Annotated in this window: 9 protein-coding genes; 3 read left to right on the plus strand and 6 right to left on the minus strand. The window is 64.0% G+C overall.

All coding sequences use genetic code 11. The features are described from left to right. Positions 1-10: 10 nt before the first annotated feature. Positions 11-1,663 (plus strand): PAS domain-containing sensor histidine kinase, encoded by a 1,653-nt coding sequence (locus WF331_RS23080; RefSeq protein WP_340623325.1) that lies wholly within the window; start codon positions 11-13, stop codon positions 1,661-1,663. A gap of 63 nt (positions 1,664-1,726) precedes the next feature. Further along, positions 1,727-3,793 (plus strand): hybrid sensor histidine kinase/response regulator, encoded by a 2,067-nt coding sequence (locus WF331_RS23085; RefSeq protein ID WP_284397960.1) that lies wholly within the window; start codon positions 1,727-1,729, stop codon positions 3,791-3,793. Positions 3,794-3,802: 9 nt separating this feature from the next. Here WF331_RS23085 and WF331_RS23090 read toward each other — a convergent pair whose 3' ends face one another. The 6 genes from WF331_RS23090 to WF331_RS23115 all read right to left on the minus strand — a co-directional run bounded on the left by WF331_RS23090 (position 3,803) and on the right by WF331_RS23115 (position 10,104). Further along, positions 3,803-4,549: an SDR family oxidoreductase gene (locus tag WF331_RS23090; protein ID WP_016499365.1), complete on the minus strand. Its 747-nt coding sequence runs from the start codon at positions 4,547-4,549 to the stop codon at positions 3,803-3,805. Between the two features lie 104 nt (positions 4,550-4,653). Beyond that, complete coding sequence (locus tag WF331_RS23095; protein ID WP_016499364.1) at positions 4,654-6,189, minus strand: DHA2 family efflux MFS transporter permease subunit; 1,536 nt, start codon at positions 6,187-6,189, stop codon at positions 4,654-4,656. Beyond that, a complete protein-coding gene (locus tag WF331_RS23100; protein WP_016499363.1) occupies positions 6,186-7,379 on the minus strand; it encodes an HlyD family secretion protein in 1,194 nt (397 codons plus the stop codon). Before WF331_RS23100 ends, WF331_RS23095 begins: the two co-directional genes overlap by 4 nt. A 30-nt stretch (positions 7,380-7,409) precedes the next feature. Next, positions 7,410-7,883: a MarR family winged helix-turn-helix transcriptional regulator gene (locus WF331_RS23105; RefSeq protein WP_016499362.1), complete on the minus strand. Its 474-nt coding sequence runs from the start codon at positions 7,881-7,883 to the stop codon at positions 7,410-7,412. 173 nt (positions 7,884-8,056) lie between these two features. Next, positions 8,057-8,689 (minus strand): response regulator transcription factor, encoded by a 633-nt coding sequence (locus WF331_RS23110; protein WP_041168009.1) that lies wholly within the window; start codon positions 8,687-8,689, stop codon positions 8,057-8,059. 8 nt (positions 8,690-8,697) lie between these two features. Beyond that, the gene (locus WF331_RS23115; protein WP_340623326.1) at positions 8,698-10,104 is read right to left on the minus strand and encodes a sensor histidine kinase; all 1,407 of its coding nucleotides are present in this window, start codon (positions 10,102-10,104) and stop codon (positions 8,698-8,700) included. Positions 10,105-10,298: 194 nt separating this feature from the next. Between WF331_RS23115 and WF331_RS23120 the strand changes: the two genes are divergently transcribed. Further along, complete coding sequence (locus WF331_RS23120; RefSeq protein WP_016499359.1) at positions 10,299-11,921, plus strand: acyl-CoA synthetase; 1,623 nt, start codon at positions 10,299-10,301, stop codon at positions 11,919-11,921. Positions 11,922-11,962 lie beyond the last annotated feature (41 nt).

Below are 11,962 nucleotides of genomic sequence, written 5' to 3' on the forward strand. Positions count from 1 at the left end.
GGCTTGGGTCATGCAGCCAGATTCGCTTCCATCGATTACCCAACTGCAGGCGCGTGTCGCAGAACTGGAAGCATGCCTGGCAGAACGCGAAGACAGCGCCCATGCACACAACAAGCTGCTCGGTGAACTGCTCGACAACAGCCTGGCCAACGTGTTTGCCGCCGACCGCAAGATGCGTCTGGTGGCCATCAACCGAACGGCTCGCGAAACCTTCCAGCGCCACCGCGGCTTCTTGCCGCAGATTGGCGATTACGTACCGCAGTTCCTGACCAATCAGCCCGATGTCATGAACCGGTTGGCCCCGGTTTGGCCGCGTGTGCTGGCCGGCGAAGCGTTCGTCGATACCGTCACCTTCGGTCCGCCTGATGCGCCGCGCCATTACGAAATCCGCTACCACCCGTTGCGCGATGCTCAGCAGCGGATCCAGGGCGGATACATGTTTGCCTATGACATCACCGAGCGCATCGCCGAACAGCAACGCCTGCGCCAGGCCGAGGAGGCTCTGCGCCAGTCGCAGAAAATGGAAGCGATCGGTCAGTTGACCGGCGGCATTGCCCACGACTTCAACAACCTGCTGGGCAGCCTGCTCGGCGCAGTGGAAATGGCCGAACGGCGCCTGGACCAACAACGCCATGCCGACACCGCCCGCATGCTCGAACTCTGCCGCAGCACTGCCTTGCGCGCTGCGGCGCTGGTAAAGCGCCTGCTGGCCTTCTCGCGCCAGCAGACGCTGGTGCCGCAACCGGTTGATGTGCAATGCCTGGTAGCGGGCATGCAGGACCTGATCGTCAGCTCTATTGGCCAGCACATTGACTTTCACGACCAGACTTTGCCCGGGCAATGGTCAATCCACGTCGATCCGCAGCAGCTGGAAAATGCTCTGCTGAACCTGTGCATCAATGCCCGTGATGCCATGCCCCTGGGCGGTACGCTCAGCATCGCTTGTGCAAACAGCGACCTCACCGTGGCTGAGGCCGGTCACTTGGACCTGCCTGCGGGGCGCTACTTGCACATTCGCGTTGCCGATACCGGCATGGGTATGTCCAGCACGGTACGCCAGCGCGCCCTGGAGCCTTTCTTCACCACCAAGCCACTCGGCCAAGGTACCGGCTTGGGGTTGTCCATGGTCTATGGGTTTGTCCGACAGTCCGGCGGGCAGTTGCAGATCGAAAGCGTGCCCGGGGAAGGCACCTGCGTTCATCTGTACTTCCCCCTGGAGGCAAGCATTGCTGCCTGCAGCCAGCCTGTGCCACTCACCACCGGCGTCGAGCTTTCTGCCCCCCGCGTGCAGCGAATCATGCTGGTGGAAGACCAGCCAGCCATGCGCCTGGTGCTTGTCGAAGTACTGACTGACCTGGGCCATGAAGTACAGGCTTTCGACCGTGGCCGCCCCGCGCTTGAGGCTATGCATGCGGGCGTACCACCGGACTTGCTGATCACGGATGTCGGCCTGCCCGGGGGAATCGACGGATATCAGCTGGCAGAAGCGTTTCAAACGCTTGTGGCCAAAGCGCCTGTTCTGCTGATTACGGGCTATGACACTGCCGACATCCCGATCAGTAGCCGCCCGGACAGTCGCACCGAGGTGCTGTGCAAACCGTTCAACCTGCAGAGCCTTGGCCAGCGAATTGACCGTCTGCTGGGAATTGCCGCACAACGTTGACCGCCTATCCGCCTGCGGGTGAACACGTTAAAGTCTGCGCATCCTTTTTCGTCGGACGTCGGCATGCCATCCCGCGACCTGCTCACACTGCGTCAACAAGTCGAAGCCCTGCAACGGCGCAATGCGCTGTTGGAAGCACAGCTCGCCAGCTATCAAGACCAGGATCAGGACTTTTACCGGTCGTTGTTCGACACCATGGACGAAGGCTTTTGCATCATCGAGTTCTTTGACGGCCCACATGGCCCGCTGAGTGACTATGTGCATGTGCTGGCCAATGCCGCCTATGCCAAGCACGCCGGCATCCCCGACGTGGCCGGGCAGAAACTGCGCGAAATGGTGCCTGATGAGGCCGATGACTGGGTGGCCCGCTATGGCGCTGTGCTTCGCACAGGCGAACCGCTGCACTTCGAGCAGGAGCTGGTCGCCACCGGCCATGTGCTCTCGGTGACCACGTTTCGCGTAGAGCCTGCAGAGAAACGCCAGGTAGCCGTGCTGTTCAAGGATGTCACCGAACGCCGGCGTGCAGAGCAGGCCCTGCAGCGCCTCAACGAAGAGCTGGAACAACGGGTGAATGCCGCACTGGCGGAGCGACGCTTGTTTGCCGAATTGGTCGATCACAGCGTGGTCAATGTGCATGTGGTGGACAAGGGCCTGCGCTGGCTGGCTGTGAACCGCCAGGCCAAGCATGACTTCCACCTGCTGTACGGAAGGACCCCGGAAATCGGCGACTACCTGCCCGGGCTGTTCGAAGACGGAGGCGCTGGCCAGACACCTATTCTGCCAATGTGGCAGCGTGCCCTGGCTGGCGAGCAGTTCATCGAAATTGGCACCTTCGGCAAGCCTCCCATGCTGCGCCATTACGAATTGCGCTTCAACGCCTTGCGCGACCCAAAAGGCGAGATACAAGGCGCGTTTCTGTTTGCTTATGACATCAGTGAACGGGTGCAAGAGCAGGAACGCCTGGCCAAGGCCGAAGAAGCACTGCGCCAGGCACAGAAGATGGAGGCCGTAGGCCAGCTCAGTGGCGGCATTGCCCACGACTTCAATAATCTGCTGGGCGGCATCCTTGGTGCCCAGGAACTGATGCGTCAACGCCTGGACCAGTCACGTTTCGACGCCCTGGAACCCTTGCTGGAGCTGTCCAGCGGCTCGGCGCAGCGGGCCTCTTCCCTGGTGCACCGGCTGCTGGCGTTCTCTCGCCAGCAGACCCTGCAACCCTGCTCCACACAAGTGGCCACGCTGGTTGCCGGCATGGAGGACCTTCTGCGACGCACCATCGGCCCTGCCATTAGCCTGAGCAGCCGCTTCGCCAGCCAGCTGTGGCCGACCTTCATCGACCCGCCTCAACTGGAAAGCGCCCTGCTCAACATCTGCATCAACGCCCGCGATGCCATGCCTGCGGGTGGTGTGATCGAGATCATTGGCGATAACCTGGTGCTTGACGACGAGCAGGCCCTGGCAGGGGGGCTGGCAGGCGGCGAGTATGTGCGACTGAGTATCGTCGACAACGGCAAGGGCATGTCGGCTGAAGTGGCCGAGCGCGCAGTCGACCCGTTCTTCACCACCAAACCGATGGGCCAGGGAACCGGGCTGGGTCTGTCCATGACTTACGGCTTCGTGCGTCAGTCGGGCGGGCAATTACGCGTGCTGTCGGTGCTTGGCGAAGGCACCCGCATCGAGCTGCTGCTACCCCGCCACGACGAGCAACCCAAAGCCCCTGCCGGCAAACCGCAGCGCACGCCTTTGCAAAGAAGCAGCGCGGCTGCGAAGCGCATTCTGTTGATCGAAGACCAGACCGCCTTGCGCCTGGTGGTGGGCGAAGTGCTGGAAGAGCTGGGCTATCGGGTAGACGCCTTCGAGAATGGCCCGACCGCCCTCGCCCACCTGCAAAGCGGCGAACGGCCAGACCTGCTGCTGAGCGATATCGGGCTGCCGGGTGGCCTAAATGGCCGCCAGGTGGCCGAGCGCTGCCGTGTGCGCTACCCAGACCTCAAGGTGCTGTTCATCACCGGTTACGATGAGAGCGCGGCGCTCAGCGACGGCCAGCTGTTGCAGGGTACCTCGGTGCTGACCAAGCCGTTCGAGCTGGAAGCACTCGCCGAGCGTGTACGCGAGCTGCTGGGGGATTGACGGGCGCGCTCAGCGCCCGCCGCTCAGGTCGATGAAACTGCCGGTGGAATAGGACGCTTTGTCCGAGAGCAGCCAGAGAATGGCTTCGGCTACTTCCTCGGGGCGCCCGCCGCGCCCCATGGGCAAACCGGGCTCAAGCTTGCTGACCCGGTCGGGGTCGCCGGACAAGGCATGGAACCCTGTGTGGATGTAGCCTGGGCGAACGCCATTGACCCGCACGCCCTCGCCTGCCACTTCTTTTGCCAGGCCGATGGTGAAGGTGTCGAGCGCGCCCTTGGAGGCGGCATAGTCGACATATTCGTTGGGCGAGCCCAGGCGCGCAGCCATCGATGACACGTTGACAATGGCCCCGCCGTGCCCACCATGCCGATGCGCCATGCGCAACAAGGCGTGCTTGGCGCAGAGCATGGGGCCGACGACGTTGGTTTTCATGATCTTCAGCAGGCGGAACTCGGACATTTCCTCGACGCGACTCTGCTGGCCGATGGTGCCGGCGTTGTTGACCAGTGCGGTGACCGGGCCGAGCTCTTCGTCGACGCGCTGAAACAGGTGGATGATCTCATCCTCGACGCTGACGTCGGCGCGCACGGCGATAGCCTCGGCGCCCAGGGCGCGGACCTGGCCGAGGAGGGTTTCGGCGGCCTGGTCGTCGGCGTGGTAGTTGATGCAGACGCGGTAGCCCTGGCGGGCCGCCAACAGCGCCGTGGCGGCACCGATACCGCGGCTGCCGCCGGTGATGACGATGACGTTCTCCATGATTATGCCAATCGCTTGGGAAAGGGAGGGTCGACAATAGGCGAAAAGGCTACAGATGGGAATGACCGAGGTCAGCTCACACAACCGTGACCGTGTGTTTTAGCTCAATGCCCCGCCGATGCCGGCCCGGCCTTGGCAGTGAACGGTGGCTTGGCGAACCACACCAGCAGGATCAACCCTGCAAACACCCAGGTCATCAGGGTGAAGTAGTCCACTGTTGACATCATGTAAGCCTGCCCGTTGAGTATCTGCTCCAGCTGCGCATAACTCTGCGGGCTGGCCCCACCCAACTGCTCAAGCGTATGCCGCGTCGCCGGGTCGAACTGGCTGATGTTTTCGCTCAGATAAGCATGATGCTGGTCCGCCCGGCGAATCCAGATCCACGTCGTCAACGACGCCGCAAAACTCCCGCCCAAGGTACGCAGGAAGGTCGCAAGCCCCGAACCGTCGGCAATCTGGTGCGGCGGCAGGTCGGACAGCAGGATGCTCAAGGTCGGCATGAAGAACAACGCCACACCAATGCCCATGAACAGCTGCACCAAGGCCACATGCTGGAAGTCCACCTCGCTGGTGAACCCGGCACGCATGTAGCAACTGGTGCCGATCGCCAGGAACGCCAGCCCCGCCAGCACACGCAAATCGAAGCGGTGCGCGTACTTGCCCACGAACGGCGACATGATCACCGGCAGCAAGCCGATCGGCGCCACCGCCAAGCCCGCCCAGGTGGCGGTGTAGCCCATCTGCGTCTGCAACCATTGCGGCAGGATGAGGTTGATACCGAAGAACCCCGCATAACCGCCGACCAGCACGATGGTGCCGACGCGGAAGTTGCGGTGCACGAACAGGCGCAGGTTGACCACCGGGTGGCGGTCGGTCAGTTCCCAAATCACGAACACCGCCAGGAACACCACCGAAATCAGGCTACCGATAATGATGAACGACGACTCGAACCAGTCCAGGTCGTTGCCTTTGTCGAGCACGACCTGCAACGCCCCGACACCGACAATCAGCGTCAGCAAGCCGATGTAGTCCATCGGCTGGCGGCTGGTGATCACAGGCCGGGCACGCATCTGCTGGCGCACCACAGCGGCGGCAAACAGGCCAATGGGCACGTTGATGAAGAAGATCCACGGCCAGCTGTAACTGTCGGTGATCCAGCCCCCCAGGATCGGCCCGGCAATGGGCGCCACCACCGTGACCATCGCCAGCAGCGCCAGGGCCATCCCCCGCTTGGCCGGGGGGTAGACGGCAATCAGCAAGGTCTGGGTCATCGGGTACAACGGCCCGGCGACCACGCCCTGCAATATGCGGAAACCGACCAGCTCGGGCATCGACTGGGCGATACCGCACAGGAACGACGCCAGCACGAACAACAACGTGGCCCAGATGAACAGTTTCACTTCGCCAAACCGCCGGCTGAGCCAGCCAGTCAACGGCAAGGCGATGGCATTGCTCACCGCGAACGAGGTAATGACCCAGGTGCCCTGCTCGTAACTCACCCCCAGGTTGCCGGAAATGGTCGGCAATGCCACGTTGGCGATGGTGGTGTCGAGCACCTGCATGAACGTCGCCAGCGACAGCCCGATGGTGGTCAGCAGCAGGCTCGGCGGCGTGAACTGGGCAGCGGCGTTGTTGCTCATCGCTGGGCCGTCTTGCCGGTTGCGCTGTTGTCGTGGATCAACCGGGCGATCAGGTTGTCGGCCTCGACCAACTGACGGTCATACACCTGGGTGGTGTAGCTGGCCTGCTGTGGGGGCTGCTGGGCCAGGGCCGGGCCGCTTTGGTCATGCAGGTCGACTTCTACTACGGTGGACAGGCCAATGCGCAGTGGGTGGTCCTTGAGCTGATCGGGGCTCAGGTGAATACGCACGGGGACGCGCTGGACAATCTTGATCCAGTTGCCGGTGGCGTTCTGTGCCGGCAACAGGGCGAAGGCACTGCCGGTACCGGCGCCAAGGCTGTCGACCGTGCCGCTGTACTTGACCTCGCTGCCGTAGAGGTCGGCGCTGATCTGCACCGGCTGGCCGATGCGCATCTCACGCAGCTGGGTTTCCTTGAAGTTGGCGTCGATCCACACCTGGTCCAGCGGGATCACCGCCATGGTCGCGGTGCCTGGCTGCAGGCGCTGGCCCAGTTGCACAGTACGCTTGGCAACGTAACCGGTAACCGGTGCCACCAGGGTAGTGCGAGCGTGGTCGAGGTAAGCCTGGCGCAGGTCGGCGGCGGCGGCCATTACCTCGGGGTGCGAGGAAACCACGGTGTCGTCGACCAGCGCGCTGCTGGTGCTGAGCTGCTGACGTGCGCTGTTGACAGCGGCCTGGGCGACACTCAGGTCATCGCGGGCGTGGGACAGCTCTTCTGCAGCAATCGCCCCGCTATCGGCCAGCACCTTGCGCCGGTTGAAGTCCTGCTGGGCTTTGCGCAGTTCGGCCTGGCGGGTTTCCAGCTGGGCCTTGAGCGAGTCGACATTGCTGTACAGCCCGCGCACCTGACGCACGCTGCGTGCCAGCTTGGCTTCGGCAGACTGCAGGGCCACCTCGCTGTCGGCCGGGTCGAATTGCAGCAACACCTGGCCGGCATGGACCAGGTCGCCGTCATCGGCACCGATGCTGGTGACGGTGCCGGTGACTAGCGGGGTGATCTCCACCACGTTGCCGTTGACGTAGGCATCGTCGGTGCTTTCGTGCCAGCGCCCCACCAGGCTGTACCAGGCCCAGGTGCATGCACCGGCAAGTACCAGCAACAGCAGCAGGCCAAGCAGCCAGGCCTTGCGCTTGCGCGACGGCTCGGGCGCGGCGGAGGGAGTCGGGGTATCTGCGGGAGTAGCCATGACAATACCTTGGATAATTCGTGACAGGGTTCAACGGTCGCCAAAGCGGCGGATCGTCAACGGGTCGCCAGCACCGAGCAGGACCTTGGCCAGCAGGCCTTCCAGGGCCTTGAGCTCATCGGGCGCCAGCACGCCGCACAACTCGTTCATGGCGGCAGCGCCAATTTCCGGGAGGCGGTCGGCCAGGCGCTGGCCATCGGCGGTGAGCGCCAGGCGCACCAGGCGGCGGTCGTCGGCGCAGCGGTTGCGCACAATCAGCTCCTTCTGCTCTAGCCGGTCCAGCATGCGGGTCATCGAACCGCTGTCCAGGCCCAGGTAGCGGCACAGCTCGGCCGGGGTATCCACCTGGTACTGGGTGACGATGATCAGCACCTTGAACTGCGCGGCGGTGACGCCCTCTGATTCGAGGTGCCAGTCGAGAATGCGGTCCTTCAGGATCGCCGCACGGCCAAGCAGCATGCCGATGGCGCAGGTCTGAAAGTTTTCGGGGGAGAAGTGGGCCATCGGAGGCTGCTCGGGCAATTGTGTGAAAATATTACTGCCTAGGCAGTGAATGTCAAAGCTTTGATTAGCTAGCTATGGAAAATTTCATGCTTTGTGCCTTAAGTACGGCCCTTGTAGGAGCGGCCTTGTGCTGCGATGGGGCGCGAAGCGGCCCCAGTTTTGTGCCAGGGCGGTTATTGCGCCCGCAGGCCCAGCGCCTCAACCGCCCCGCAGGCAATCGCCATGCCCACCAGCTCTGCCAGGCTGCCCGCCTGCAGCCGCTTCATCACCCGGCCGCGGTAAAGGTCGACGGTCTTCACACTGATGCCCAGTTGCTCAGCAATCTCGCGGTTGCTCAACCCTTGGGCCAACGGCACGAAAACGTCGCGCTCACGCGGCGTCAGGCCATCGATGCGCACTTGCACCAAGGCCAGCGCCTGGTCGCCCTGCCGCGCCCGCCCGGCGTGCTCCAGCGCCGCCTGCACGCTGTCGAGCAGCAACTGGTCGTTGTAGGGCTTTTCGATGAAATCACAGGCGCCAGCCTTGAATGCCCGCACCACGATCGGCACATCGGCATGGCCGCTGACGAAGATCACCGGCAGCGCCAGGCCACGCTCGCGCATCGCCTGCTGGACGGCCAACCCTCCCAGCCCCGGCATACGCACATCCAGCAGCACACAGGCGGGCCCATCGTCGACGCAGGCATCGAGAAACGCTTGCCCGCTGGCGAACGGCAAGGCTTGCAGGCCCACCGACTGTAACAGCCAGACTGTCGAGTCGCGCATACCCTGGTCGTCATCAACCACATACACTTTTGCTTGCACCACCGCCCCCTTTACGCCCTGCTGACTGCCAGCCGGCAGCACAGTACCAAACCGCCGTTATCACCCGCGCGCGCCCACAGGCTGCCGCCAAAGCCTTCGATCAGGCTGCGGCTCATGCTTAAACCCAGGCCCAGGCCGTCGGCCTTGCTGGTGGTGAACGGCGTGAAGATTTCATCCAGGCGCTCTGGCGCTACACCCGGGCCCTGGTCGGCCACCTCGACTACCACACCATCGCCGTCCCGCGCGGCGCCGAGCAGGATACGTGACGGCTGGTCGCCGTGCAGCTCACGGTTGGCATCGATGGCATTGCGCAACAGGTTAAGCAGCACCTGTTCCAGCAATACCCGGTCGGCATACACCGAAGGCAGCTGCGCACTCACGCGCAGCTCGACCAGCACCTGGTCGCGCGCGGCCTCCCAGGCGCACAGCCGCATGGCTTCGCCGGCCACTTCGGCCACGTCCAGCGCCTGCAGGCGCCGTGGCCCTTTGCGCAGGAAGGCGCGCAGGCGGCGGATCACTTCAGCGGCGTGGGTGGCCTGCTCGCGGATACGCAGCAGGCCCTGCCCTACCCGCTCGCAGGCCTGCGGATCACCCTCCAGGCCCTGCAGGTAACGCTGGCTGGCGTTGGCGTAGTTGACCACCGCCGCCAGTGGCTGGTTGATCTCGTGGGCAATGCCTGAAGCCAGCTCGCCGAGGGTGGCCAACCGTGCACTGTGCGCCAGGCTCTCCTGGGCTTCGATGCGCAAGGTGATGTCGCGGGACACGCTGACCACCTCCACCACCGAGCCGGTGTAGGTTTCACGGATGGCCCGGCTGGCAATTTCAAACCAGCGATAGCCGCCACAGGCCTGGCGCACCCGGCAGGTCATGGTGTGATAGCCATCCTGGTCCAGGGCAGCGGCCGCCTGGCGCAGCACCTGGCGGCGCTCACGCGGGTGCAGCAGGGTGTGCACGGCTATGCCACGCAATTGCTCGGGCCACAGGCCGAGCAGGCGAAACGCTGCAGGCGAGGCATCCAGGAAACGGCCATCCGGGCTGTGCCGGGAGATCAGGTCGGTGGTGTTTTCAATGATCAGCCGGTACAGGCGCCGGGCGCGGCTGGCCTCGCGTGCACCACGGCGCTCTTCGCTGGCGTCGCGACAGCGGCCGAGCACTTGCTGGCCCTGGTCATCCGGAATGAAAGACCACAGCACGGTGCGCTCCCCCACTTGCACCTCGACGTCGGCAATCGCCCGGTGCTGGCGCAAGCACGCACGCACCAGGGCGGCACAGTTGGCCGGCAGCCAGCTGGTCAGCGCCGGGCCTTCGTCAATCCACGCTTGCAGCGCCGCGTTGAGTGCCAGTGGCTTGGCGTCGGCTGCCAGCATAAGGCTGGGTTGTGGGTCTTTGGCAAGCAAGGGGTAAGCAGTCTGGTCCACGGTAGGCGGCTCGTTGTTATAGTAGTTTTACTATATTGCTATAGTCGATATTCCTACTACCATAGCGACTCGCGTAAAACTGCGACAGAGGGAGCGGCCCACCGTCCGCCTCCCTGCACCCTGAACAGAGCTAACAATCAGCCATCGGGGGCCAAGCGCACAAGCAGCGCCTGCCTCCCTTACAGGATTACCGCATGTCGATCTATGCCCAGGGCCTGATGCCCGCTGCCGTCAACCATGTCGCCCTCACCCCGCTAAGTTTCATCGAACGCACCGCCGCCGTGTACGGCAACTACCCGGCGGTGATCCACGGTGCCATCCGCCGCAACTGGCAAGAAACCTACCAACGCTGCAGACGCCTGGCCAGCGCCCTTGCAGGCCGTGGCATAGGGCGTGGCGACACGGTGGCGGTGATGCTGCCCAACACCCCGGCGATGCTCGAAGCGCACTTCGGTGTGCCCATGACCGGCGCCGTGCTCAACACCCTGAACGTGCGCCTGGACGCCGAGGCCATCGCCTTCATGCTGCAGCATGGTGAAGCCAAGGTGCTGATTACCGACCGCGAGTTCCATGCGGTGATCGAGGCCGCCCTGGCGTTGCTCGAACACCCGCCCCTGGTGGTGGATGTGGATGACCCGGAGTACGGCGAAGGCCGTGCGGTCAGCGCGCTGGACTATGAAGCCCTGCTCGCCGAAGGCGACCCGGAATTTGCCTGGGAATGGCCGGATGACGAGTGGCAGGCCATTTCGCTCAACTACACCTCCGGCACCACCGGCAACCCCAAGGGCGTGGTCTACCACCACCGCGGCGCCTACCTTAACGCGCTGGGCAACCAGATGACCTGGGCCATGGGCCACCGCCCGGTGTACCTGTGGACCTTGCCCATGTTCCACTGCAACGGCTGGTGCTACCCCTGGACCATCACCGCCCTGGCCGGCACGCACGTGTTCCTGCGCCGGGTCGACCCGCAGAAGATCCTGAACCTGATCCGCGAACACCGGGTCACCCACCTGTGCGGCGCCCCGATTGTGCTCAACGCCCTGGTCAACATGCCCGAGGCCGCCAAAGCCGCCATCGAGCACCCGGTACAGGCCATGGTCGCCGGCGCAGCACCACCGGCCAAGGTCATTGGCGCCGTGGAAGAGATGGGCATCCACGTCACCCACACCTACGGCCTGACCGAAGTCTATGGCCCGGTGACCGTGTGTGCCTGGCATGACGAGTGGAACGAACTGTCGCTGGAAGAGCGTGCGCGAATCAAGTCACGTCAGGGCGTGCGCTACCCGACCCTGGACGGGTTGATGGTGGCCGACCCGCAGACACTCGAGCCGGTGGCACGCGATGGCAACACGCTGGGCGAGATCTTCATGCGCGGCAACACCGTGATGAAGGGCTACCTGAAAAACCCCGAAGCCACCGCCGAAGCGTTCCGTGGCGGCTGGTTCCACACCGGTGACCTGGCCGTGTGGCATGCCGACGGCTATGTCGAGATCAAGGACCGCCTCAAGGACATCATCATTTCCGGTGGCGAGAACATCTCCACCATTGAAGTCGAGGACGCCCTGTACAAACACCCGGCAGTGCTTGAAGCCGCCGTGGTGGCGCGCCCGGATGAAAAGTGGGGAGAAACCCCGTGCGCGTTCATTGCCCTGAAGCCAGGCCGGGAGGACACCCGCGAAGCCGACATCACCGGCTGGTGCCGCGAGCACCTGGCCGGTTTCAAGGTGCCGAAGACCGTGGTGTTTGGCGAGTTGCCCAAGACCTCCACCGGCAAGATCCAGAAGTACGTCCTGCGCGACCGGGCCAAAGCCCTCTGAAGCCGTAACGGCCTCATCGCCGGCAAGCCAGCTCCCACAGG

The sequence above is a fragment of the Pseudomonas sp. YNh genome, assembly GCF_037993085.1.
GTDB classification, from domain to species: Bacteria; Pseudomonadota; Gammaproteobacteria; order Pseudomonadales; family Pseudomonadaceae; genus Aquipseudomonas; species Aquipseudomonas putida.